This is a genomic window from Pseudomonas marginalis (genome assembly GCF_008692035.1).
Lineage (GTDB): Bacteria > Pseudomonadota > Gammaproteobacteria > Pseudomonadales > Pseudomonadaceae > Aquipseudomonas > Aquipseudomonas marginalis.
The window spans coordinates 42,509-67,140 of record NZ_VTFG01000002.1 but is presented as its reverse complement, the minus strand read 5'-3'; the positions used below and the strand labels follow the sequence as shown (position 1 = coordinate 67,140).

The window sequence follows — 24,632 nt, the reverse complement described above, 5'->3', positions numbered from 1 at the left end:
AAAGCAATCATCAAGCAGCGCCATAGGCGGTTTATGATCTAAAACACCTCAAATGCGAAGATGCATTGATGCCTGTCATTGCTCTTGAAAACAATCATCAGCAATGCGTATATGGTGTAAAGAACATCAAAAAAGGGCTGGCTATATGACCATGCAAACATCGGCGCGCTTATGGAAGGGCCCCACTGTTCAACAGGTCGCTAAGGTGGCCAGGGTCGGGGCAGCGACCGTCGATCGTGTGCTGAATAACCGCCCCGGCGTACGGGAAAATACTCGTCTGAAAGTGCTGGCGGCGCTGGATAAGCTAAAGAAAGATTTGGCTGACGGCATGGCAACGTTGCAGATCAAGTTATTCTGCGACTCGGGCGAAACCTTCAATGCGACGCTGGCCGGCGCCGAGACAGTGGTGAACGCCTCGACACCTGGTGTCGTCGTGCATGGCTACTATGTACCGACTAACCAGGTCGATCCCGCCGCGTTTGCTGATCAGGTTCAGGCTGAGGGTGCCTCAGCGGATGGTGTGATTGTCGTATCGCGCGAGCATCCGGCGATCAACCGAGCGATTCGCAAACTGTGCAGCCTGGGTATCCCCGTCGTTTGCCTGACCACCGACCTGCCTAATTCCGGACGAAGCGCTTACGTAGGCAACGATCAATATGCGGCAGGCAGTGTCGCCGGGCTACTGATAGGCAATGCGTTACCCAAGGAGCCGGCAAAAATTCTGTTAGTGACCAGTGTGCCGTTTCGCTGCCAGCAAGAGCGGGAGATGGGGTTTCGCAGGGTGCTTCGCTCGGAGTTTCCCTATCTGAAGATCGACGAGCGGGTGATTTCCGATGATCGCCCCTATACCACTACTGAGCAATTGACGCGTTATTTTTCCAAGCACTACTACCCGGCAGCCATCTACAACGTGGCCGGCGCCAATCGGGGCGTTGCTCAAGCGATAGATACCATTGCGGTTGAGGATCGGCCTATTTTTGTCGGTCATGAGCTTACGGTTCATACGCGGGCGATGCTTGAGTCCGGCGTCATGGATTATGTTATCTCTCATGATTTCGTTGGCGAGACTGCCGCAGCGGTGCGCTGGATACGAGGAGCGATTGAGGGAGCGGCGACAACGCCACCTTCAACACAGATCTTGATTCACACTCGATATAACTGTGGTACGTAAGGCCAGGTTGCGGTCGGTATCTAATTTGCATGCATCGATGCATACATAAAAGCGTATGGGACAGCCTGGTGGCAGGCCTGCAAAAGGAGGTTCCCTACGACTCAACCGTCGTTGCTTTCTTCGCTTCGTCCAGCATCCATTGAGCAAACGCTTGTATTGGCTCTCTGCTCAATGCGATGGGCTCGGGGAGGATGAGGCAGAAGGTTTTGGAAATGGTTTTCCCCTCTGGCCACGGAGCGACCAGACGTCCTAACGCCAGTTCAGTTTCAACGTAAAGACGCGGGACCAGCGCAACACCGAGGCCGGCCAATGCCGCCTCGATCAACATGCCGTGAAGATCGTAGCGCGCACCAATCGCTGGATTGGTAAGTGGGATCCCCGTTTCCAGGGAATAGCGCTGCCAGGCATCCGGGTTCTGCCGTCGGTGCAGGCGTGGAAGCATGTCCAGTGTTGCTGCTCCTGTGCTCTCTTGGAGCAATGCAGGATGACAAACAGGAACCAGCACTTCATGCAAAAGGTGGTGAGTCCGCATACCCGTCCACGCTGGGTGCTCGAAATGGATGGCAGCATCGAATCCGCTCCCGGCTAGGACGAAGGGGTCCATGCGCTCGGCCAAATGCACAGTGATGTTCGGATGCTTTTGCTGGAATCGTGTCAAGCGAGGAATGAGCCATCGCATCGCGAACGTCGGGATAGTGGCGATGTCCAGGCTCGCGCCATCGTTCGGCTGCCCCATTAAGTACTGACTGTCCCGATCCAGGCGGTCCAGCGATTCGCGAACTTGGGCCGCGTAGCGTTCCCCGTTGGGCAGGAGCCGGACACGATTGCCGACTCGTTCGAATAGCGCGACACCGAGGAAGGCTTCCAGCCGGCCAATCTGGCGACTGATGGCGCCTTCAGTCAAAGACAGTTCCTCTGCCGCGCGCGCGAAGCTGCCGTGACGAGCGGCCGCCTCGAATGCTGTCAATGCCGTGCTGCTCGGGATCTTCTTTCGCATAAGCGTTCTCGGTCTAAGGGTGGTGATCCAGCTAAGCTTGATCTTTTATCACTGAAGCATACCGAAAAATCGCTTTATTCGTTGATGTCAAGGCCATACCGTGATGGAACATCAACAAGGAGGGCCGGACACAAGGTGTCCGGTCGCGACGTTATCCATGATCTATACCGTCGAGTGCAGCTTTGCCGACCCCGCCAGCGAAGCCGAGTGGAATGATTTCTATAGCCTGGAAAAACTACCCGCGCTTATTTCCGTGAGCGGGTTCCATACCTCGCAGCGCTTCAAGGCGTTGAGCACGGGTTGCCCTGTCTACCTTGCCATGCATTCGATCGACGGCCTGGCCGTGCTTGAGGGCGATGAGTATCGCCAGAAGGGCGGCGGCAATTTTGCACGCTGGCAGCAGCACATCACCCATTGGCACCGCAATCTGTATGGCGCCCTTGAACGTGCGCCTGCCATCGGTGAAGGCGAGCATCTGATCGTAAGCGCAGTCGGTCCCGAGCCGCTCATCGAGAGGGGGCTGGCGCCTGATCGTATGCGCGCCGTCGCATTGGAGAAGTGCCCTGAAATCAGATGGCTGGCGAAGCTGGATAGCTCCATCCGTCTCGATGTGGATACCCTTCCGAACGCCGTACACCTCTATGCTCCGATGACCGCGCAGTTGACGAGTGGCAGTGGCGCACTGCCCCACACGCCGGGGCAAAACCGACATGCCTAACCTGACAATCTTCGACATGAAATTTCCGGGCCAGCAGATCGGCGAGTTTTCGATTACGGCCATCAGTGACGGATACCTTTGCGCAAGTCTGGATCTCCTCTCCAATATCGATCCTGCGCAGGCGTCCAAGTTGCAGCAGGACGCAGGCGTGAGCGACCCATCCTCGATCCACATCAACTGTTACCTGGTGCGTGGAAGGGGCCGCACGATTCTCATCGATGCGGGGGCTGGTGGTTTCAAGCAGTGGGGCGGAAAGCTGAAGGCGAATCTCGCGCTTGCTGGCGTGCAACCCGCTGACATTGACACCATTCTTCTGACCCACGCACATCCCGACCATGTTGGGGGGCTGCTTGACGCTTCAGGGGCGGTAGCCTTTCCCGATGCAGAGCTAGTCGTGCACCAGCGTGAGGTTTCTTTCTGGGAAGACGACGGCAATCTCAGCCGAGCGAGTGAGCGTGCTCGTGGCAACTTTCTGTTTGCTCGGAAGGTATTCGATCAGTACCGAGAGAAAATGCGCACGTTTACTGATAACGAAGTCCTCCCTGGCATCAGTGCGACGCCCCTTCTGGGGCATACGGCGGGGCATTCCGGTTATCGCCTCGAATCCGATGAGAGGAGTCTGTTGATCTGGGGGGATATCGTTCATTTCCCTCAAGTCCAGATTGCCCGTCCCGACGTATCCATTGCATTTGACCAAGACCCGCTGCTTTCCGCCGCCACACGTTCAAAGTTGTTGGATGTCGTCAGCTCGGACAAGATTCTTATCGCGGGTATGCACCTTGGCGAGCTTGGATTTGCACATGTCGAGCGGATAGGCAAGACCTACAAAATTTCCTACGAAACTTAGCGGCTGTTCGAGATGCCTACGATGCATCGGCTGCGGCGAATGAGGTCATTGATCCCACGGCGCCTCCTGCCAGCGGTGGAACAGAAAATCGCTGAACGCCGTCAGCCGGCGTGGGCTGCAATCGTCACTCCTCATTTGCGGCGCATACGCGGTGCCACACCGGTCAGATGCTCACGTACACACGCCCAGGCTATGTGAAGGCTGTTGCGCAGTGACACGGCATCAAGGGTCATGATGCGTAATGAAACCCCGCAATCGTTGGGTAGTGCGCTGACACCCAGATAGCTGTCGGGGTGAGTGGGCAGGGCGTTGCGCAATGCGGTTTTCAGCGCTTCGACAGGCAAGCCCTGACCCACGAGCATGAATGTCGCCAGGGTCTGGAAGGCACCACCGACGCCCGGTAATTGCCGCAGCAGGTCTTGCCCGTTCAGCGCCAGGCGATCGCCGGCCAGCAAACGGCCTGCCGGGCAGCGCACTTCCAGGTCGGCGCGGTAGACATCGAAGAGGCCGGCACTGTCCTGGGGGGTGTGCAGGCAAAACGCGTCGCACAGCATCACCCTGGCGCCCGGGTGCAGATTCACCCTTACCTGGCTGTGCAGTTTTGCCTGGGGAAACAGGATCGTCGCCATAGGCAGGTACTCCAGTAATGCTCCGCGTTCTGCAGTGAGGTTGACGGTCTGGCGTGCCGATTGCTCGAGCATGCTGTGGGCTACCGTCGCCGCGCCAGTGCTGACATGCACTTGAGTGTCCGGCCCGGCATGCAGGTGCATCCGCAACTCCTGGCCTGCGAAAATCCCGCCCGAGCACGACTGCACATACACGGCCGCCATGCCTTTCGGGTCGTCCGGCAGCTTCAGGGTGCGGCCCAGGTGAAAGGGATAGCCCACGCGCTGTTCGCTGATATAACTGGCGCCGGACGGCGCTTTGCTGAAGGCAATCCGGGCCTGCACCTGCGAGGATGCCTTGGGCGGTGCAATCAACGGGCGAAACAGTTCCTGCGGCGCGTTCATGGTCGGTCAAACAACACGGCGCGGCTGATGGCGTCGACGACCGCGTCGACCCCGTCACCCGTCGCGCAGTTGGTGAACAGCACGGGCCGGCCGTTGCGGGCTTCGGCTGATTCGCGACGCATGCGTGGCAGATCCACGCCCACATAGGGCGCCAGATCATATTTGTTGACCACCAGCAGATCACAGCTCAACACGCCAGGCCCTCGTTTGCGCGGGATGTCATCGCCGCCGGCGACATCAATGACAAAGATCCAGTAATCCACCAGATCCAACGAGAAGGTCGAGGCCAGGTTATCGCCGCCGGACTCAATCAGGATCAGGTCCAGGTTCTCGAATCGCGCTTCCAGCTCGTCGGCCATTTGCAGGTTCAGCGTCGGGTCTTCGCGGATCGCCGTATGCGGGCAGGCGCCGGTTTCCACCGCGAGCACCCGTTGTGGGTCGATCAGGCCGCTGCGCTGCACGCGTTCGGCGTCCTCGCGGGTGGCCAGGTCGTTGGTGATGATGGCCAACTCGGTGCCGCGCGCGATGAAGCGCGGAATCAGTTGCTCCAGCAGGCGAGTCTTGCCCGAGCCGACCGGGCCGCCGATCCCGACGCGCGCGGCGCCCGGGTGGGGTTGCGGCTGCGGTGCGGCGTTGAATGCAGTGCTCATTAGCAGGTTCCTTTTATTGGCTGTGATCAGCGCAGCATGTAGCGCTGGGCCAAGGGCACTTCGCTGACCGGCTCGCAGGTCAGGCGCTCACCGTCGGCGTACACATCGAAGGTCTGGGGGTCGACGCGAATGTCCGGGCAGGCGTCGTTGTGCAGCATGTCGGACTTGCGCAGCGTGCGGGTGCCGAAGGCCGGCAACAGGGCTTTTTTCAGGCCCAGTTTCTCAGCGGTATCGGCCTCCACCGCAAGGCGATTGACGAAATTCACCGACAGTGCCTGTTTGGCCTCACCAAAGGCCCCCCATTGCGGGCGCATGATCAGGGGTTCGCAGGTGTACAGCGAGGCTGCCGAGTCGCCCATCACGCCGTGCACGATAAACCCGCCCTTGACCACCAGCTCCGGCTTGATGCCAAAAAAGGCCGGCCGCCATAGCACCAGGTCAGCGAGCTTGCCCGGCTCCAGCGAGCCGATGTAACTGTCGATGCCGAACACCCGCGCAGCGTTGATCGTGTACTTGGCGATGTAACGCTTGATGCGTTCGTTGTCGCCCAATCCGGTTTTTTCTTCCGGTAGACGGCCGCGTTGCTCTTTCATCTTCGAGGCCAGTTGCCAGGTGCGGCAGATCACCTCGTTGATGCGCCCCATGCCCTGGCTGTCGGAACCCAGGATCGAAATTGCGCCGGTGTCGTGCAGGATGTCTTCGGCGGCGATGGTCTGCGGACGCACTCTGGATTCGGCGAACGCCACGTCTTCCGGCACGTCCGGATTGAGGTGATGGCAGACCATGATCATGTCCAGGTGTTCGTCGAAGGTGTTGACGGTGTACGGATTGGTCGGGTTGGTCGAGGAGGGGATGCAGTTGGATTTTCCCGCCACGCTGATGATGTCCGGGGCGTGGCCGCCGCCTGCGCCTTCGGTGTGGTACATGTGGATCGTGCGGTCGCCGATGGCGGCCAGGGTGTCTTCGAGAAAACCCGATTCATTCAAGGTGTCGGTGTGCAACTGCACCTGGAAGTCGTATTCATCGGCCACCTTGAGGCAGGTATCGATCACGGCGGGCATCGCGCCCCAGTCCTCGTGGATCTTCAATCCCAGGCAGCCACCGCGCAGTTGGCCGAGCAGCGATTCCGGCTTGCTGGAATTGCCCCTGCCGAGAAAGCCGAAATTGATTGGCCAGGCTTCAGAGGCCTGCAGCATCTTGCCGACGTTCCATTCGCCGCCGCAGTCGATCCCCACGGTAATCGGCCCGAGCGAGCCGCCGATCAGCGTCGTCAGGCCCGCCGCCAGCGCGTGATCGCACAGTTGCGCCGAGTCGAAATGCACGTGCACATCGATCCCGCCCGGCGTGACGATCAGGCCTTCTGCGTCGCGCACGGTGGTTGCGACGCCACAGATCAGCTGCGCATGGACACCGTCCATGACCTGCGGATTACCGGCCTTGCCGATGGCCACGATCTTGCCGTCCTTGATGCCGATGTCGCCTTTGACGATGCCGATCACCGGGTCGATGATCAGCGCGTTGCAGATCAGCATGTCCAGCGCGCCGTCTGCGCTGTCATGCCCTGGCATCAGGCCCATGCCGTCACGCAGGGTCTTGCCGCCGCCGTGCAGGCATTCATCGCCGGGCACCGCGTAGTCGAATTCCACCTCGGCCAGCAGCGACGTATCCCCCAGGCGCACCGCGTCGCCAGTGGTGGGGCCGTACATCGCGGCGTATTCCTTGCGCGTCATCGTTGCCATGGGTCATGCCCCCTTGAACTGTTGTGCGCGGGCTCGATCAAGCGCGATGGCTTTGCAGGCCGGATCGTGCAGGTTGCCATTGGTCAAACCGCTGAAACCGTGGATGTCCCCCGTGCCGCCGAATTGCACCAGCTGCACTTCGCGCAGCTCCCCCGGCTCAAAACGCACGGCGGTGCCCGCAGGAATGTCCAGGTGCATGCCGAAGGCGGCGGCGCGCGGGAAATCCAGCGCCTTGTTGACTTCGAAAAAGTGGTAGTGACTGCCGATTTGCACCGGCCGGTCGCCGGTATTGATGGCCCGTACGGTGGTCGTGGGGCGACCGCTGTTGAGTGGTATATCGCCCTCGGGCGAGATGATTTCGCCAGGCGTCGGCATGACGGCCAACGGCAACCGGCCGGGTCGAATCGGCTGATGCACGGTGACCAGTTTGGTGCCATCGGGGAACGTACCTTCCACCTGCAGTACCGGCAGCAGCTCGGCCACGCCGGGCATGACGTCGTCAGTGTTGAGGAGTGTCGAGCCGAAACCGATCAGCTCGGCCACGCTGCGCCCCTCACGGGCGCCTTCGAGGATTTCATCGGCAATCAGCGCCGAGGCTTCCGGAAAGTTCAGGCGCAGCCCTTTGGCGCGGCGTTTGCGCGAGAGTTCGGCGGCGGTGTACAGCGTCAGCCGCTCAAGTTCGGTGGGCGTCAGCAGCATGTTCAAGCTCCTGTGTCGGCAGCAGGCGTTTTCGTGCCTGCCACCTCAATTGGCGAAAAGACGGAGGTCCTGGGTTTCGTGCCGCATCACGGCGATCTCGGCCATGGGCGTGAAGCCGCTGGCGTCGTCGAGGGCGAGCGGCGCCTGAGCAAGCAGTTGCAGCAGCAAGGGCTGGATGTCGGTGAGTACCCGCTGCGCATCCACATGCCCCATTACGCCCAGGCGCACAGCGGCGCTGACCAGTCCGGTGCACAGCCCATGGGCGGCGGCGAGTTGGCAGTGCTCGAGTTGCATGCCGAGTTGTTGCCACAGCAGCCCTTGCAACACCGGCAAATGCCCCGGCGTTGCCCGGGCGAGCACGTGTTGCTGGTAAGCGGCAGCGCCGGGGGTACCGAGCGCGACATGCACGCCCAGCAACGATTGACCGACTCGACGTGAGCCTTGGCGCAGTTCCTCTGCCAGGGTCAGGGCCTCGATGTGACTGTCCAGGTCCATCAGAGTGGCGAGGTCAGCCGCTGCATGCCAGGCGGCGCATAAAAACACCCGGTCAAAACTGTTCCAGCGATGACGCAATTGACCTTCGACGAAGGCCCGCACCTGAATGCTGCGATCATTCTGCAGGCCGCGCTGACGGCGCCTGACAGGGACGGGGTCGGTCAACGAGTCGTTCTGCCCCAGGCGCGCATCGGCCACCAGCGTTTCCAGCCCCCATGACCAGGCAACCGCGCCACCGGGGAAAAAACTGTCTGCCTGTTGCAGCGCCAACAGGCTGCTGCGCAACTCGGCCGGTGCGGCGCTCATAGGCGCTGCACCCGGCCGTCCGCGAGCATCGGCGCCAGACGCTCGAGGTAGTCGGCCTCCGGGCCATTCAGCGGGATCCGTAACGCAGTGCCTGCAAAGCGCACGGCCCAGTGCATGTTGCCGGCGAAATACCCCAGCTCCAGCGCTGCGGCAGCGTCCCGCGGTTGCAGGTCGAGAAAGTGCACGTCCTGCATGTGCACGACGATGGCGCGCTGACCGTCGAGCATCAGCACCGAGCCGTTACGCAGTTGCTGATGGCGCTCCAGCCGAATCGCACAGTCGGTGCCGCGATCACTGGCCAGGCGCAGGCGATGACGCTGAATGTCGCTGGCCGACAGGCTGAGGGTTTCGACCAGGCCTGCGTGGCTGAGGTCATGCAAACGGTCGGCGAGGGCAGGGTCGCTGGCCTGGCCCAGAATGCGGTCGAGGATCAACATGGTGTGTGCTCCCAGGTCCGCTTTCAGATGGTCAGGTAGCGCAGGATGCGCTCGCGGTCGACGGTTTCGCGGACCTCACTGTGCACGAACTCGCCTTTCTCGATGATCAGGTAACGGTCGGCCACGGCCATCGCAAACGACAGCACCTGTTCGGAGACGATCAGCGAAAATCCCCGTTCTTTTTTCAGCAGGTTCAGGGCCCGGGCGATGTCCTTGATGATCGACGGCTGAATGCCCTCGGTCGGCTCATCCAGGATCAACACTTTGGGGTTGGAGACCAGCGCGCGGGCAATCGCCAGCTGTTGTTGCTGGCCGCCGGAGAGGTTGCCGCCCTTGCGTCGACGCATCTCGAACAGCACCGGGAAGTACTCGTAGATGTAGTCGGGAATCGGTGCGGCAGGGGCGCCCTGCATGCCGGTGAGGATGTTTTCCTCCACCGTCAGGTACGGAAAAATCATCCGCCCCTGCGGCACGAAGCCCACCCCGGCGGCGACCCGCTCATAGCTCTTGCTGGCGGTGAGTTCCCGGCCCGCCAGCGTGATGCTGCCGCTGCGCGCCGGCAGCATGCCCACCAGGCTTCTGAGCAGGGTGGTCTTGCCCATGCCGTTGCGACCCATGATCGCCAGGGACTCGGCCGGTGCGAGGGTCAGGTCGAGATTGCGCAGCACATGGCTGTCGCCGTAATACACGTTCAGGTTATTGACGGTCAGCATGCTCAGTGCCCCAGGTAGACGTCGATGACGCGAGGATCGTTTTGCACCTGATCCATCGAGCCGTAGGCCAGGGTTTTGCCCTGGTGCAGGACGGTGACTTTGTCAGCCACTGACTTCACGAACTCCATGTCGTGCTCGATGATCACCATGGCGCGGCCCTTGGCGATGCGCTTGAGCAGGCCTGCGGTCTTTTCCCGCTCGCCTGCACTCATGCCGGCCACCGGCTCGTCCAGCAGTAACAGTTCCGGGCGCTGCATCAGCAGCATGCCGATCTCCAGCCACTGCTTTTGCCCGTGGGACAACAGCCCGGCTTTGCGCCCCAGCTGGTCCTGCAGGAAAATCATCTCGGCGGTCTGCTCGATCTCTGCTTGCAGGGCCGGGTCTTTGCGGGCGAACAGGCAGTTGAAAATGCCGCGTTTGCCGGGCGACGAGATGTCGAGGTTCTCGCGCACGGTGAGGTCTTCATACACCGAAGGGTTCTGGAACTTGCGCCCAACGCCCGCGCGGGTGATCTGGTACTCGATCATGTTGGCCAGTTGCAGGTCCTTGAAACGGATGCTGCCGGCACTCGGTCGGGTTTTGCCGCAGATCATGTCAAGCAGGGTGGTCTTGCCCGCGCCGTTAGGCCCGATCACCACGTGCACCTGGTTTTCTTCGACATAGAAATTAAGGCTGTCCACTGCCTTGAAACCGTCGAACGACACCGTGAGATCTTCGACACTCAGCAACAGGCCACTCATGACTGCACCTCCTGTTTGTTGTGGCCAAGGCGTTGCAGCAAACCGGCGAGCCCGGTCGGCAAGAACAGCACCACGCCCATGAACAGGAAACCGATGAAGTACTGCCAGAAGTTGACGAAATTTTCCGACAGGTAGGTTTTGGCCACGCCGATCAACAGCGTGCCGTACACCGCACCGACCAGCGACAGACGCCCGCCGAGGGCTGCGTAAATCACGATTTCGGTCGAAGGAATGATGCCCACCAGCGACGGCGACGCGAGGCCGACCTGCAGGGTGAACATCACCCCGCCGAGCGCGGAGATCAGTGCTGCGACGGCAAAGATGAACGCTTTGAACAGTGCCGTGTTGTAGCCGGAAAACCGTACGCGGTCCTCACGGTCACGGATCGCCACCACCACTTTGCCCAGCCGGCTGCGCAGGATGAACCCGCACAACGCCACGCAGCCCAGCAGCAACAGGGTGGTGATCAGGTACAGAATCCAGGGCGTTTGAGGCGTTTGCAGGCTCAGGCCAAAGGCGGTCTTGAAGTCGGTCAGGCCGTTGACACCGCCGGTGTAGCCTTGCTGGCCGATGATCATGATCGACATGATCGCCGCCAACGACAGGGTGATGATCGAGAAGTACACGCCGCCCACGCGCTTCTTGAAATACGCGTAGCTGAACACAAACGCGAGCAATGCCGGGAGGACGAGGATCGCGGCAAAGGTGAATGTCGCCGACTCGAAAGGCTTCCACCACCAGGGCAGCGCGTCGACGCTGTTCCAGATCATGAAGTCCGGCAACGCCGAGCCGTAGAAGGCGGCGAGCGCGCTCGCCGCTTCGTCGTTGGCGGTGGCTTCAAGTTTCAGGTACATCGCCATCATGTAGCTGCCGAGGCCAAAGAAGATGCCCTGGCCCAGGCTGAGTATCCCGCCGTAGCCCCAGATCATCACCATGCCCACGGCGCAGAACGCCAGGCTCAGGTATTTGCCGGCCAGGCCCAGGCGAAAGTCGCCCAGGCTCAGGGGCAATATCACCAGCAACAGCAGCGACAGCCAGACCAGGCTGTGGCGCTCGAGCAACGGCAGCAACCCGGTGCGCAGCCGGCGCGTGGTCTGCGTCGAGGTGCTGGGGCGGGTGAGGGGCGTCTCAGTCATATCGTTCATCTCAGCGTCTCACTTTCGCGGCGAACAAGCCGTTGGGGCGGAAGAACAGCAGCACGATCACCACCAGCAGCGTGATGGCTTTGGCCATGGAGCCGGTGGTGAGGTATTCCAGCGAAATCTGCGTCTGGCCGATGGCGAAGGCCGACAGGAAGGTGCCCAGCAAACTCTCCACCCCGCCAAACACCACGACGATGAAGGTGTCGACCAGGTACTGCTGGCCGCTGACCGGGCCGGTCGAGGCCAGCATGGTGAACGAGCTGCCGGCGATCCCGGCCAGCCCGCAGCCCAGGGCAAACGTGACCGCATCGACACGGGCGGTGTTAATGCCGGCTGCCCCCGCCATGGCGCGGTTCTGGGTCACCGCGCGAATGCGCAGCCCCCAGCGGCTGCGGTACAAAAACAGAAACACGGCGCCGGCGATCACCAGTGTCAGGCCGATGATGAAAATCCGATTGAGCGGCAGTTCCAGGCCTTCGCTGATCTTCCACGCGCCTTGCAGCCATTGCACCGTGGGCACGCTGACTTCCTTGGGCCCGAAGACCTGGCGGAACACCTGCTGCAGCACCAGCGACAGGCCCCAGGTCGCCAGAAGCGTGTCGAGCGGGCGGTTGTACATGAAGCGAATAAAGCAGCGTTCGAGCAGGAAACCGAACGCGAAGGTCACGACGAAGGCCACGCCGATGCCGATCACGAAATACCAGCCCATGTAGTCGGGAAAGTAGCGCGCAAACACCACGGACGTGACGTAGGTCATGTACGACCCCATCGCCATCAACTCGCCGTGGGCCATGTTGATTACGCCCATCAGGCCGAACACGATGGTCAGCCCCAGGGCCATCAGCACCAACACCGAGAACAGCGAAAACCCGCTGAAGACCTGCATCACCAAAATATCGAAAGTCATTGCGTCGCTACCTGTCGCTGCACGTTGGCGGACCGCGTGGGCGGGAGAGGGCGCGAGTCAGATCGCGCCCGATCCTGCATCACAGTTTCGGGAAAGGGTTGGGCTCGATGGGCGCGGACTCGTAGATCACGTCAACCTGGCCCTGGGCGTTGAGGGTGCCGATGCGCGCGCGCTTCCACAGGTGGTGGTTGTCCTTGTGGACCTTGACCTCGCCTTCAGGCGCGTCGAGGGTCAGCTCCGAGGACGCGGCGATCACGGCCGGGACGTCGAAACTGCCGGCTTTTTCCACGGCTTTCTTCCACAGGTACACGGCGGTGTACGCGGCCGCCATCGGGTCGCCGACTACGCGTTTGTCGCCATAGCGGGCCTTGAAGGCGGCGACGAATTTCTCGTTGACCGGGTTTTTCAGGCTCTGGAAGTAGCTCATGCAGGTGAGAAAACCGGTGAGGTTTTCGGCGCCGATGCCGGTGACTTCTTCTTCGGTGACGGCCAGCGCCATCAGTGTCTGGTTGCTGCTGTCGATGCCGGCGGCCTTGAGCTGTTTGTAGAACGCCACGTTTGAGCCACCGACGATGGTGGACAGCACGATGTCGGGCTTGGCGGCCTTTATTTTGTTGATCACCGAGGAGAACTCGATGTTGCCCAGGGGCAGGTAATCCTCACCAACGATGGATCCGCCCTGCTTGGTCACCGACGCCCGTGCCAGCTTGTTGGTGGTGCGCGGCCAGATGTAGTCCGAGCCCACGAGGTAGACGGTCTTGCCTTTGTTGGCCATCAACCAGCTGACGGCTGCCAGGGTTTGCTGCGACGCTTCGGCGCCGGTGTAGATGATGGCCGGGGATTTTTCCAGGCCTTCATAGAATGTCGGGTAATACAGCAAGGCCTTGTTGCGTTCGAACACCGGCAACACCGCTTTACGCGACGCCGAGGTGAAGGCGCCGAACGTGGCGACAACGTGATCGTTTTCCAACAGCTTGCGCGCCTTCTCGGCGAAGGTCGGCCAATCGCTGGCACCGTCCTCGACGATCGGTTCGATGGTCTTGCCGAGCACGCCACCGCTGGCGTTGATTTCGTCGATGGCGAGTTTTTCCGCATCCACCACCGAGGCCTCACTGATGGCCATGGTGCCGGTCAGCGAGTGGATGATACCGACCTTCACGGTCTCGGCTGCCTGCACCTGGCTGACCAGGGAAAACGGCAACAGGCTGAAGGCGCCCAGCAACAGGGCATGCTTGATCAAACGGCGTTTGTCGTTGTGCATTCACTTCTCTCCAGGAATAAAAAAAGCCCGACATCCCGGCTAAATCAATAGTCGGGAAATCAGGCTTCTTGTGCCGAATCTGGCGGGACAGCTGTGTCCGATCCAGTCGTACGCGAGGTGCTTCCCTACTTGCCAAGGGGGCGTAGGGCAAACAGCTGGCGCGATGTCTCTGGAGAGTTATAGCAAGGGCAGTGCCAATTGCGATCAGGGCGTTTTCCGGGCAGTCGAAGGGGCGTGCGAGTGACGCCTGCATCTATTGCCGCGTGTCACTGGCCTGCGCTGCTTTGGCGCGAATGCACCCTGAATGCACCAATACCGTGAGCGTGTGGGCGGCATGGATGGGCTCCACGGCAAGGATTGAAACCGGCCGGCGCCGCGGGTGCAGCTCGTCCATGGCGTGTGGCCCACTATCTGCATGAGCGACAGGCAACACCCTCGCAGGGTCCCTTGTCACACGCCCATCCTCGGCAGGTGTGGAAGGCCCCTCGCATGACTGGCCCTGACAGTGTTGTCGCGCCAGCCCCAGGCACAACCCGCCTGAGAGCAGCCATTTTGTTATACGGCGTCTCGCTCAATCATTATTTGCACAGGCCTCCAGACCCCCATCCACGAGCGGGTGTCTTTTCTCACGTTGAACAAGGTTGATAGGCATGGTTGACCAGTCGATCCGCATAGGCGGTCTGTTTTCCGATACCGGTGTCACGGCGGCTGCCGAGGGCTCGACGATGCGCGGCGCGCAGTTCGCAATTGCGCAGATCAATGCGGCAGGCGGGGTCGATGGTCGCCCGCTGCAGTTGATCACCCGTAACCCCGATTCAACGCCTGCGCTGTACGCCATGCACATCGAATCGCTGATCCGCGAAGAACACCTGCGGTTTTTCTTTGGTTGCTACACTTCGGCTGCACGCAAGGCGGCACTGCCGATTGTCGAGCGCTACGACGCCCTGTTGCTGTACCCGGTGTATTACGAAGGTTTCGAGTATTCGCGCAACATCATCTACACCGGCGCCACACCGAATCACAATGCCCTGCCGCTGGGCAATTACATGCTCGACAACTTCGGCAATCGCGTGTTGATGATCGGTTCCGAGTACGTCTACCCGTACGAAACCAATCGCTTGATGAGCGACCTGTTGTACGAGCGTGGCGGTACCAAGCTGGGCGAGTATTATCTGCCGCTGAAAAACGCGCGTCCGGAAGATTTTGCCAAGCTGATGGTCAAGGCCAGGGAGCTCCAGCCCTCGTTTATTTTCTCGACGGTCGTCGGCGAAACCATGGGGCATTTGTACCAGGCCTACGCCGACGCAGGCTTTGACCCCTCGGTGATGCCGATTGCCAGCCTGACGACCAGCGAAACCGACATCCAGCAAATGGGGATTCACCTGGGGGCGGGACATATTTCGGCGGCTACGTATTTTCAGTCGGTGGACACGCCGACCAACCGCCAATGCATCGCCCAATACCGGGAGTTGTTTGGTCAACACCAGGTCACTGACCGTTGCTGGGAGGCGGCGTACTTTCAGGTGCACTTGCTGGCCAAGGCGATCGTTCGAGCTGGCAGCACGCAAGTGGAGGATGTGCTGCAGGCCATGCGCGGGCTGGAATTCGAAGCGCCACAAGGACGCATTCGGGTCGATGCCAACAATCACCACACGTACCTGTTTTCGCGGATCGGCCGGGCCAACGTCGAGGGCCAATTCGACATCCTTTACGAAAGCCAGAGTGCACTCAAGCCTGACCCTTACGCCATTGCACCCAATTTCAATGAATGGTCCGGCTCGGTGGGGAGACGTCCATGACCTTGCGCGCCGCCAAGAAACGCCTGCGCAACGACAGCGCGACAGGCATCAAGGACCTGCGCGACGTCAGCGTATTGGTAATGCACCCGGATGACGAGGATGGACGCAACCTGATCGAGCAGTTGCAGCGCATCGGTTGTCAGGTGCGTGTGCAATGGCCGATCCCGGAGCGCTTGAGCGCCGAGGCGGACGTGATCGTGTTGGCGGTGTCGCCGGAAAGCCTGTCGACCAACACGCCATGGCTGCTCCACGCCAGCACGCCGCCGATCATTCCGGTGATTGCCTATGAGAACCCGATCATCGTCGAGGCATTGGTGCAGTTGAACGCTTGCTCTGTCATTCCTTCGCCCGTGAAGTCGTTCGGGTTGCTGACCGCTTTGGCGATCACGCTGAGTCAGTCACGCAAGGCCCGCGAACGGGAACGACACGTCAAGCGCCTGGAAGGGCGCATGGCGGTCATGCGCACCGTGCAGCAGGCGAAAATAATCCTTATCGAAACCAAGGGCATGTCGGAGACCGATGCCTACAACGCCTTGCGAGACCAAGCCATGGCCAAGCGCGAACCGGTGGAAAAAATCGCCGAAGCGCTGGTCAAGGCCCATGAGTTGTTCCGACAAGCCTGTTCCTGAACAGCCTTTGAGCATCAAGCTTGTGAGGGCTTGATCCTCTTCTGCGTGGACGTTTGCCATACGCCTCCCTTGGCAGGTATGGATCACCGCGTGGCGACCGGCGTGGACAATGGAGTCCTCCGGAGCGAGCCGTAACCTGTGCAGTGGGCACGGGTGGCGCGCGTCAATGATCGCCCGAGATCGGGTGGTTCTTAACGTCATTTGGAGAACACCATGTCCGTAAAACGCCCCGGCAAAGCCGACTTTCTGATTGCCGCCGAAGACCACGGTTATCACCTGACAGATCGCCAGATGGAGGCCTTCCTCAACCTGGCCGATGAAACGTTGAATTCCTACGAAGCCATCGATGCGCTCTACGCTGCCAACGTCGCGCAGCAACCGCCTGAACGCGAATACAACAAAGCCGCCGAGGCAGACAACCTGCACGGCGCCTGGTACGTGAAAACCCGAATCGTCGGCGCGGCGCAAGGCCCGTTGGCCGGCAGGACGGTGGTCATCAAGGACAATGTGTCGGTGGCTGGCGTGCCCATGGCTAACGGCTCATTGAGCCTGGACGGTTATATCCCGTCCGAAGACGCCACTGTGGTCAAACGCTTGCTGGCGGCCGGGGCCACGGTGGTGGGCAAGTCGGTGTGTGAAGACTTGTGTTTTTCCGGGGCAAGTTTTACCTCCGCCAGCGGCCCGGTTAAAAACCCCTGGGACCTGACGCGCAACGCAGGCGGCTCGTCCAGCGGCAGTGCGGTGCTGGTGGCGCTTGGCCAAGTCGACATGGCCATCGGCGGCGATCAGGGCGGTTCGATCCGGATGCCGTCGGCCTGGAGCGGCATCGTCGGGCACAAGCCGACTTACGGCCTGGTGCCTTACACCGGCGCTTTTCCGATTGAGCGGACCATCGACCATGTGGGCCCGATGGCCAATAACGTACGCGATGTGGCAGCGATGCTCGATGTCATTGCGGGGGCCGATGGGCTTGATTCCCGGCAGAAAAATCCGCCAGCGGTCAACTGCCTCGCGACGCTGGAGCAGGGCGTGGCCGGCTTGAAAATCGGCTTGCTGCGAGAAGGTTTTGCGATCCCGGGAATGTCCGAGCCGCAGGTGGACGCGCTGGTCAAGGCGGCGGTTGCCCAGCTTGAAAGCCTGGGCGCCAGCGTCGGCGAAGCGAGTGCGCCGTGGCACACGGGCGTGGCGTTGGATCTGTGGAACGTGATTGCCACTGACGGCGCGGCGTATCAGATGCTGCAGGGCAATGGTTACGGCATGAACGTCGACGGTTATTACGACCCGGACATCATGAGTTACTTCGGCGAAAAACGCCGCGAACATGCCGATGCATTGTCCAGTAGCGTGCGAGCGGTTGCGTTGACCGGTCACTACAGCCTGAAAAACCTGCATGGCGCCTACTACGCCAAGGCGCGGATGCTGGTACCGGAGTTGACGCGCCAGTACGACGAGGCATTCAAGGATTTTGACGTGTTGGTGATGCCCACCATGCCCTTCGTAGCCACGCCGTTGACCGCCGCGGACGCCCCCGTCGAGGAGTACGTGCACAGTGCACTGGACATGCTCGCCAATACCGCGCCGTTTGACCTCACGGGGCACCCCGCGACATCGATCCCGGCGGGGCTTGCGGACGGTTTGCCGGTCGCCATGATGATCGTTGCTCCGCGCTTCCAGGACGCCCTCGCACTGCGCGTTGCCCAGGCCTACGAACACGCCCGTGGCGTATTCCCTAAACCCCCGGCGCTGTAAACCGATGGCCTGCCCAGGCGCTGGCGAATACGTTCGCTGGCGACTGGGCCTGGAATGGCCAGCGCGCAACGCCTGCTGTCAGAAGGCTGGCGTGTGCAGGGGCTGAGTCGCCGCGCTGCCGGTATCGACCATCCGCGCTTTCACTGGACTGAATGCGATCTGAGTGACTTGCAGGCCTTGGATCAAGCCTTGCAGCCCATCGAAACGGTGGATGCCATCGTCCACGCGGCAGGTTTCATGCGTACCGCCCCGTTGGGGCAGTTGCAGCCGCAGGATGGCCAAGCCATGTGGCAGGTTCACGTGGCGGCGGCGAGCCATTTGGTCAACACCCTGCACGCCAGGCTTCACCCCGGCGCCCGAATCGTGATGATCGGCAGCCGCACGATGCAAGGCGTCGTGAAAAGACCTGCGCGGGGTCTTTAGCCGGCTGCAAGTATTCTGTTAATCCCTGGAACCACATCACCTCGACAAAATCACCGCTGATTTTCAGATCGCCTGTACGCAAGCCCGTCAGGAATTCATCCTTGCTGTCTTTAGCCGACAGAATGGCGAAGCCTCTTTCTGTGTTTCTGAACGACAGCGTGAATGCCGGCTTTTGCGTTAAACCTGCGGCGGATTTTATCTTTCCGTTCGCAACGGTGAAGTAGCGACCCACGCCATCCTCTGTTCGAATCTGAAAGACCAACGACTTGCCATTAACAAATTTTGCGCAGCCGGGGTTTTTCTTGATGGCTCGCTGTAACAGCTTGGTCAGCGCCCACAACAAAAATTTAAACTTCAGCATGATGTGCTGGCTCCGTAAGTTGTCATTCGCTGAGGAACGCGATGGCGTGTTTCAGAAAGCGCTCAGGGCATTGGAATTGGGCGCCGTGGCCCGCATCCGGGTACAGGAATAACTGGGCGTTCGGGATGTTCTGGGCCATGTACCAGGAGTTGACTGTTGGAATCATGACGTCATTCATGCCGTTCAGGATGAACGTTGGCTGTTTGATAGCGCGCAGATGATTGAAGGGATCATTTGGGTCCAGCTTGGGCATAAAGTGCATGTGGGCTTCGATCTGTGCCTGCATCACCTGCATCGAGCTGGGTGGATCCTGGTCGACACGCTGATGACGGCGCTCCCAGAACTCGAGCCCTGCCTGCCGCGCCGTCTCGGAGCGACCGAAAAACAGAAACAGAAAATCGTCCACTGTGGGAATGGGCCGTGGTGCGGCCTCCAGCACGCCAGGGTCTGAGTCCGGATTACCGCCACGAGGCCCGGTACCCAGCAGCATCAGTTTGCGCACGAGGTCGGGATGGCGTCGTGTCAGGTCCTGGGCGATAAAACCGCCAAGCGAGAAGCCCAGCACATCGACTGTTGATAGACCGAGTGCGCGGATCACTGCGGCAGCGTCGTCGGCCATCAGCTCAATTCGGTTACGCGGCTCTCCGGAAGAAGAGGCAATGCCGCGACCGTTGTAGAGGATGACCTCGCGCCCTGCCGCCAGCCCATCCGTCATGATGGGGTCCCAATGATCCATGCCGCCACGGAAATGCTGGAGGAGGAACAGCGGAGGCTGATCTGTCTTGTCATTGCCCCAGCGGCGATAGGCAAATGTCTCGCCATCGACGTCGATATACAGGGTAGGGGCGGTTAGATGGCTATGGCTCATTTTGAAGTCCTCCAAGGGGTTGTCATCTGATGCAGCAAACCATGGCTGTTTGGGGACAGATTGCACCCGCGCGGGTTGTCCGCACCGGGCCCGATGTCTGGTTGCACGGCGACGGGTGTTGACGGAGCAATGCGACTTCGCAGTGTTACTGCTGCAACATCAAGCTACGCCAGACGATTACAGGCTGAGCCGCGTCTTCAGGTACTTTGCTGGTCGGTGATTTCGCGGGTGTCGCTTGATCCTGATGTGGGCCTGTGTGTTCTGTATCGGGCGGTGCGGCTGCGGTTGATTCAACGCACTCATTGATGTCGCACTTATCGTTATTCAACTTCATCTTTCCAGCTTTTTGCGCGCTCCTGCCTTACCCCTTGTGCCCCCAGTGGTGATCGTTCTGTAATCGACGCTGGCTCGTTTGGTGCCAGAACACAGGTAACGACACCAAGCACGCCATTTATACGGAGTTACCTGGACCTTCCCGGATACAAGCTTCGGTCACTCAGTGAGAGGGGGGCACAAATAAAACCTGGCCCGGTCAGGCACTGCCTAGTTGGCGACAGCGCTGGCTTCGGCCAGTGTCGGGTAGTCGATGTAGCCCTTCGCACCGCCGCCGTAGAGGGTGGTGGGGTCGAAGGCGGACAGCGGCGCACCGGCCTTGAGCCGCTCCACCAGATCCGGGTTGCCGATAAACGGGCGGCCAAAGGCGATGAGGTCAGCCTTGTCCTGCGCAAGCCGCGAGTTGGCCAGGTTTTGGTCGTAGCCATTGTTGGCGATGTAGGTGTTCTGGAAGCGCTGGCGCAACGCATCGAAATCAAACGGCGCCACGTCGCGTGGCCCACCGGTCGCACCTTCGACGACGTGCAGGTAAACGATGTCGAGCGCATTGAGTTGGTCGACGATGTAATCGAACTGAGCCTGCGGCTCACTGCTCGACACACCATTGGCGGGCGAGACCGGCGACAGGCGAATGCCCGTGCGGTCCGCGCCAATCTCGGCGACCACGGCAGCGGTCACTTCCAGCAACAGGCGCGCACGATTTTCGATCGAACCGCCGTAGGCATCGGTACGCTGGTTGGCGCCGTCCTTGATGAATTGATCGAGTAAATAGCCGTTTGCACCGTGGAGTTCCACGCCGTCGAAGCCGGCCGCAATGGCGTTTGCCGCCGCTTGGCGGAAATCGTTGACGATGCCTGGCAGTTCGTCGAGTTCGAGTGCGCGTGGCTCGGACACGTCGGCAAAGCCGTTATTGACGAAGGTCTTGGTCTGGGCACGGATCGCCGACGGCGCTACTGGGGCGGCACCGCCCGGTTGCAGGTCCACATGGGAAACCCGGCCAACGTGCCACAGCTGCACAAAAATCTTGCCGCCCTTGGCATGCACCGCTTCGGTGACACGGCGCCAGCCGTCGATCTGCGCCTGGGTGTAAAGACCGGGTGTGTCTTGGTAACCCTGGGCCTGCGCCGAAATCTGGGTGGCCTCGGTGATCAGCAGCCCGGCTGAAGCGCGCTGGCTGTAGTAAGTGGGGGCGAACTCGCTAGGCACCAGTCCAGTGCCGGCGCGATTGCGCGTCAGGGGCGCGAGCACGATGCGGTTGGCGAGGGTCAGTGAGCCAAGGGTATAGGCAGTAAACAGATTTTGATCGGTCATGTGAGGTGTCTTCTGTGGCTGTGGCGGAAGAGGGATTTGGCTTGCCTTTATGATGGTGATCATAATCAAAGCTGTCAATTATTTTGATTGCAATCAACATCTATGTACTATGGGCGTAGGTTTTTTGTGCAAGTTCGAGGTATCGCAGGTGAAAGTGACCAAAGCGCAGGCGCAGGCAAATCGCGAGCACATCGTCGAGACGGCCTCCGTGTTGTTTCGTGAGCGGGGGTTTGACGGCGTAGGTTTGGTGGATCTCATGGGGGCCGCCGGGTTCACCCACGGAGGTTTCTACAAGCATTTCGGCTCAAAGGCCGATTTGATGGCCGAGGCTGCAGCCAGCAGTCTTTCCCGGTCGCTCGCCGGTACCGAGGCGCTTGATATTCAGACGTTCATCGATATCTACGTGTCGAGGGATCACCGTGATCGGCGTGGCGAGGGCTGCACCATGGCGGCCCTGTGTGGAGACGCGGCGCGTCAGTCGGATGAGCTGAAGCGTGCATTCGCCGAAGGCATAGACCGCATGCTGCAAGCGCTGGTGCAAAAGTCTTCGACCGTCGAAGACGCTGCGCCGGGCGAGACGAGAGCGAAGATGATCGACGTACTGGCTCATGCCGTTGGCGCGGTGGTGTTGTCGCGAGCGTGTCCGGATGATTCGCCGCTCGCCGATGAAATACTCGAGGTTTGCCACGCCCGGATATCGGCTTCCTTGCCGGTATCGCCAGGCAGCGAGCAATAGTCCGGGAGACCTCAAGCGCGCCTGCCGATGCGCTTCATGGGCGTGCGAGAGAGCAGGCGGTCGATCCTCGGTTGATCATCGATTTTCGCCAGCAGAGGCAGCGCCTCGGACAAGAGCGCGTGGTGGCACTGGAAAACCCCGCCGCCCCGTCACGCGTTCACGTCAACGATGGTACGCCCCTGAATTTTCCCTGCGAGCACGCGGCTGGCGATGTCAGGAACATCGCCGAGGCCAACCACCTTTGAGGTTCGGGCAAGCTTGTCCAGATCCAGGTCACTGGCAAGGCGCGACCACGCCTGCAGCCGTATCTGCTGAGGCGCATTGACCGAATCAATGCCAGCAAGGCTGATGTTGCGCAGGATGAAGGGGAGTACAGAGGCGGGCAGATCCGCGCCTTGTGCAAGTCCGAAGGCCGCGACTACGCCACGATACCGGGTATGCGCCAGTACGTTAGCCAACGTATGGCTGCCGACCGAGTCAATGGCGCCCGCCCAGCGCTCTTCGGAAATCGGTGCGCCCGGTGCGGACAGGGTGTGGCGGTCGATGATTTCGTTCGCGCCGAGCGCGCGCAGGTAATCGGCTTCTTCAAGCCGCCCGGTCGATGCGATCACGCGATAGCCCAGTTTGGACAGCAGGGCAATCGCCACCGATCCAGAGCCGCCATTGGCGCCGGTCACCAGGATGTCGCCGCGCGCAGGCGTCAGACCGCCATGTTCCAGTGCCAGCACGGACAGCATTGCGGTGTACCCTGCTGTGCCGATGGCCATGGCATCCCGGGCCGAAAACGCTGCGGGAATCTTGACCAGCCAATCACCGCTCACCCGTGCCCTCTGGGCGAAGCCGCCGTGGTGAGTCTGGCTGAGCCCCCAGCCGTTGGCCAGCACACGGTCGCCGGCCACAATGCCGGGATAGGTCGACGACTCTACGACACCGGCAAAGTCGATCCCCGGAATCAGCGGAAACGTGCGGATGATCGGTGACCGGCCACTGAGTGCCATCGCGTCCTTGTAGTTCACCGTTGAGTATTCGACCGCGACGGTGACGTCGCCCGGCATCAAATCCTCGTCCTCAAAGTCAACCAAGCGGGTTGAAAGGGTGTCACCGGTCTTGCTGGCGAGCAGTGCCTTGAATGTCATCGTCTTCTCCTGGTCAGGTGACCACGTGCGTTGTGCTAAATCAGTTGACCCAGCTGGAAACCTTGGGTTCGCCTGCGACCCACCTGAGGGTAGTTGAAGGTGACGATGCCCTTGTCCTTGCGCGTCCCGGCGAGGTTTTCCTGGACCATGGCGGCAAACTCGAAGGCCAAGCCCGCCTCGACGAAAGCAGGTGGGCGCGGTCAGATGGGCGCGCGAATTGCCAGCACCCTTGTGAGGCAAGTACTTCAATGATGTCGATCATAATCTTCGTCGTCAAGATCTTTGATTGCGATTGACATCAATGATGGCTGTAGGCTTCACTGCTGGTCTATCTACACAGATCTTGAAGATGAAAGTCACTAAAGCGCAGGGGAACGCTATCAAGGCGGTCATGCGCCCAGTCGATCCCGACAACAGGGCCGATTCAATTGACGGAGCACAGCATGAAGTACACATCATTTGGAAAGACCGGTTTGCAGGTTTCACAGGTGGCGCTCGGCACGGGCAACTTCGGCACAGGCTGGGGTTATGGCGCCGATCCCGACGCCAGCAAAGCTGTGTTCAACGCTTATGCCGAAGCTGGCGGCAACTTCATCGATTCGGCCGACGTCTACCAATTCGGGCAATCCGAAGAACTGCTCGGTACATTGCTGGAAGGGCGGCGTGAGGATTTTGTGCTCGCCACCAAGTTCAGCAGTGGCGCAGTGCAGAATGCGAACCGACTGGTCACCGGCAACAGCCGTAAGGCCATGGTGGCTTCCGTGGAGGCAAGCCTGAAACGGCTCAAAACCGATCGGATTGATATTTACTGGGCGCATCACCCGGATGGCACCACGCCCCTTGAGGAAATCGTCCGAGGCTTCGAGGACCTGGCGCGTGCCGGCAAGATCCTGTACGCGGGCCTGTCGAACTTCCCCGCCTGGCGCCTCGCCCGTGCGGTCACGCTGGCCGAACTGTCCCATGCCGTTCCGATTGCGGCTGCGCAGTTCGAACATAGCTTGGTGCATCGCGAGCCCGAGGCCGATTTGTTCAAGGCATCGCATGCGCTCGGTCTCGGCATCGTGACGTGGTCACCCCTGGGGGGCGGTATGTTGACCGGAAAGTACCGGCAAGGTGAAACGGGGCGTGCTGAAGGGTTCGCAGGCCGTGTGTTCCAGCCGGAGAACTCGGCACAGCGCACGCAGACACTGGACGCGGTAGTCGCTATAGCGGGTGAACACGGCGTCAGCCCGGGCCAGGTTGCCATTGCTTGGGCAGGCACGCATGGTGCGGTTCCCATCATCGGCCCGCGCTCACTTGGTCAACTTACCGATAACCTTGGAGCGCTGACACTGCAGCTCTCTGCGGAGCAAATTGGTCGACTTGACAGCGTGAGTGACCTGGCGCCGTCGGCAGTGGCCAGGGTCCCTGTTGCTTGGGCTGACGGCGCTCCAGAGCGTGTCGTTGCCTGACCCG

The 24,632-nt window shown here is 60.7% G+C and carries 26 protein-coding genes; 9 read left to right on the top strand and 17 right to left on the bottom strand.

The features are described 5' to 3' along the window. The first annotated feature begins 145 nt into the window (after positions 1-145). A complete protein-coding gene (locus FX984_RS20200; protein ID WP_027603379.1) occupies positions 146-1,171 on the top strand; it encodes a LacI family DNA-binding transcriptional regulator in 1,026 nt (341 codons plus the stop codon). A 94-nt stretch (positions 1,172-1,265) separates the two neighbouring features. Here the strand turns inward: FX984_RS20200 and FX984_RS20195 are convergent, their stop codons facing one another. Next, a complete protein-coding gene (locus FX984_RS20195) occupies positions 1,266-2,168 on the bottom strand; it encodes a LysR substrate-binding domain-containing protein (RefSeq protein ID WP_065947806.1) in 903 nt (300 codons plus the stop codon). 157 nt (positions 2,169-2,325) lie between these two features. On the opposite strand from FX984_RS20195, the gene FX984_RS20190 reads away from it, so the two are divergent. Both FX984_RS20190 and FX984_RS20185 read left to right on the top strand, forming a co-directional pair. Beyond that, positions 2,326-2,886, top strand: coding sequence for a sugar ABC transporter (locus FX984_RS20190; RefSeq protein WP_092359220.1), 561 nt, complete (start codon positions 2,326-2,328; stop codon positions 2,884-2,886). Beyond that, the gene (locus tag FX984_RS20185) at positions 2,879-3,733 is read left to right on the top strand and encodes an MBL fold metallo-hydrolase (protein WP_218190479.1); all 855 of its coding nucleotides are present in this window, start codon (positions 2,879-2,881) and stop codon (positions 3,731-3,733) included. The genes FX984_RS20190 and FX984_RS20185 overlap by 8 nt, the downstream gene beginning before the upstream one ends. A 131-nt stretch (positions 3,734-3,864) precedes the next feature. Here the strand turns inward: FX984_RS20185 and FX984_RS20180 are convergent, their stop codons facing one another. From FX984_RS20180 to urtA, 11 genes are all read right to left on the bottom strand, one after another. Then, entirely contained in the window at positions 3,865-4,743 is an 879-nt protein-coding gene (locus FX984_RS20180; protein ID WP_146477441.1) for an urease accessory protein UreD, read from the bottom strand. Then, positions 4,740-5,393: an urease accessory protein UreG gene (ureG, locus tag FX984_RS20175; RefSeq protein WP_027603381.1), complete on the bottom strand. Its 654-nt coding sequence runs from the start codon at positions 5,391-5,393 to the stop codon at positions 4,740-4,742. The genes FX984_RS20180 and ureG overlap by 4 nt, the downstream gene beginning before the upstream one ends. A 26-nt stretch (positions 5,394-5,419) precedes the next feature. Further along, entirely contained in the window at positions 5,420-7,132 is a 1,713-nt protein-coding gene (ureC, locus tag FX984_RS20170; protein ID WP_146477443.1) for an urease subunit alpha, read from the bottom strand. Between the two features lie 3 nt (positions 7,133-7,135). Then, positions 7,136-7,831: an urease subunit beta gene (locus FX984_RS20165; RefSeq protein WP_146477445.1), complete on the bottom strand. Its 696-nt coding sequence runs from the start codon at positions 7,829-7,831 to the stop codon at positions 7,136-7,138. A 45-nt stretch (positions 7,832-7,876) separates the two neighbouring features. Next, complete coding sequence (locus FX984_RS20160; RefSeq protein ID WP_146477447.1) at positions 7,877-8,632, bottom strand: urease accessory protein UreF; 756 nt, start codon at positions 8,630-8,632, stop codon at positions 7,877-7,879. Beyond that, the gene (ureE, locus tag FX984_RS20155) at positions 8,629-9,069 is read right to left on the bottom strand and encodes an urease accessory protein UreE (RefSeq protein WP_146477450.1); all 441 of its coding nucleotides are present in this window, start codon (positions 9,067-9,069) and stop codon (positions 8,629-8,631) included. The genes FX984_RS20160 and ureE overlap by 4 nt, the downstream gene beginning before the upstream one ends. Positions 9,070-9,092: 23 nt before the next feature. Then, positions 9,093-9,782: an urea ABC transporter ATP-binding subunit UrtE gene (urtE, locus tag FX984_RS20150; protein ID WP_027603386.1), complete on the bottom strand. Its 690-nt coding sequence runs from the start codon at positions 9,780-9,782 to the stop codon at positions 9,093-9,095. 2 nt (positions 9,783-9,784) lie between these two features. Next, positions 9,785-10,522 (bottom strand): urea ABC transporter ATP-binding protein UrtD, encoded by a 738-nt coding sequence (gene urtD / locus FX984_RS20145; RefSeq protein WP_027603387.1) that lies wholly within the window; start codon positions 10,520-10,522, stop codon positions 9,785-9,787. Beyond that, a complete protein-coding gene (urtC, locus tag FX984_RS20140) occupies positions 10,519-11,667 on the bottom strand; it encodes an urea ABC transporter permease subunit UrtC (protein WP_092359212.1) in 1,149 nt (382 codons plus the stop codon). Before urtC ends, urtD begins: the two co-directional genes overlap by 4 nt. Position 11,668: 1 nt before the next feature. After that, positions 11,669-12,571 (bottom strand): urea ABC transporter permease subunit UrtB, encoded by a 903-nt coding sequence (urtB, locus tag FX984_RS20135; protein WP_027603389.1) that lies wholly within the window; start codon positions 12,569-12,571, stop codon positions 11,669-11,671. Between the two features lie 79 nt (positions 12,572-12,650). Beyond that, positions 12,651-13,832, bottom strand: a complete 1,182-nt coding sequence (gene urtA / locus FX984_RS20130; RefSeq protein WP_065926081.1) for an urea ABC transporter substrate-binding protein — start codon at positions 13,830-13,832, stop codon at positions 12,651-12,653. Positions 13,833-14,482: 650 nt separating this feature from the next. Between urtA and FX984_RS20125 the strand changes: the two genes are divergently transcribed. From FX984_RS20125 to FX984_RS20110, 4 genes are all read left to right on the top strand, one after another. Continuing rightward, the gene (locus FX984_RS20125; RefSeq protein WP_108574690.1) at positions 14,483-15,631 is read left to right on the top strand and encodes a transporter substrate-binding domain-containing protein; all 1,149 of its coding nucleotides are present in this window, start codon (positions 14,483-14,485) and stop codon (positions 15,629-15,631) included. Then, complete coding sequence (locus FX984_RS20120) at positions 15,628-16,260, top strand: ANTAR domain-containing response regulator (protein WP_090404594.1); 633 nt, start codon at positions 15,628-15,630, stop codon at positions 16,258-16,260. The genes FX984_RS20125 and FX984_RS20120 overlap by 4 nt, the downstream gene beginning before the upstream one ends. Before the next feature lie 213 nt (positions 16,261-16,473). Further along, on the top strand, positions 16,474-18,009 hold the full coding sequence (locus tag FX984_RS20115; protein WP_092359208.1) for an amidase: 1,536 nt from the start codon (positions 16,474-16,476) through the stop codon (positions 18,007-18,009). 54 nt (positions 18,010-18,063) lie between these two features. Then, complete coding sequence (locus FX984_RS20110) at positions 18,064-18,432, top strand: NAD-dependent epimerase/dehydratase family protein (RefSeq protein WP_146477452.1); 369 nt, start codon at positions 18,064-18,066, stop codon at positions 18,430-18,432. Here FX984_RS20110 and FX984_RS20105 read toward each other — a convergent pair. The 3 genes from FX984_RS20105 to FX984_RS20095 all read right to left on the bottom strand — a co-directional run bounded on the left by FX984_RS20105 (position 18,332) and on the right by FX984_RS20095 (position 21,305). After that, complete coding sequence (locus FX984_RS20105) at positions 18,332-18,793, bottom strand: SCP2 sterol-binding domain-containing protein (RefSeq protein WP_223841655.1); 462 nt, start codon at positions 18,791-18,793, stop codon at positions 18,332-18,334. The genes FX984_RS20110 and FX984_RS20105 overlap by 101 nt on opposite strands. Before the next feature lie 22 nt (positions 18,794-18,815). Then, positions 18,816-19,661 (bottom strand): alpha/beta fold hydrolase, encoded by an 846-nt coding sequence (locus FX984_RS20100; protein ID WP_146477454.1) that lies wholly within the window; start codon positions 19,659-19,661, stop codon positions 18,816-18,818. 543 nt (positions 19,662-20,204) lie between these two features. Beyond that, the gene (locus FX984_RS20095) at positions 20,205-21,305 is read right to left on the bottom strand and encodes an alkene reductase (protein ID WP_146477456.1); all 1,101 of its coding nucleotides are present in this window, start codon (positions 21,303-21,305) and stop codon (positions 20,205-20,207) included. 148 nt (positions 21,306-21,453) lie between these two features. On the opposite strand from FX984_RS20095, the gene FX984_RS20090 reads away from it, so the two are divergent. Then, positions 21,454-22,041, top strand: a complete 588-nt coding sequence (locus FX984_RS20090; RefSeq protein ID WP_146477621.1) for a TetR/AcrR family transcriptional regulator — start codon at positions 21,454-21,456, stop codon at positions 22,039-22,041. A gap of 149 nt (positions 22,042-22,190) precedes the next feature. Here the strand turns inward: FX984_RS20090 and acuI are convergent, their stop codons facing one another. Continuing rightward, positions 22,191-23,177: an acrylyl-CoA reductase (NADPH) gene (acuI, locus tag FX984_RS20080; protein ID WP_092359202.1), complete on the bottom strand. Its 987-nt coding sequence runs from the start codon at positions 23,175-23,177 to the stop codon at positions 22,191-22,193. Positions 23,178-23,212: 35 nt separating this feature from the next. Next, positions 23,213-23,347 carry a hypothetical protein gene (locus FX984_RS32960; protein WP_257228071.1) on the bottom strand — a complete coding sequence of 45 codons (135 nt, stop codon included), beginning with the start codon at positions 23,345-23,347 and terminating at the stop codon, positions 23,213-23,215. A gap of 273 nt (positions 23,348-23,620) precedes the next feature. Between FX984_RS32960 and FX984_RS20075 the strand changes: the two genes are divergently transcribed. Continuing rightward, a complete protein-coding gene (locus FX984_RS20075; RefSeq protein WP_027603400.1) occupies positions 23,621-24,628 on the top strand; it encodes an aldo/keto reductase in 1,008 nt (335 codons plus the stop codon). Positions 24,629-24,632: the final 4 nt, after the last annotated feature.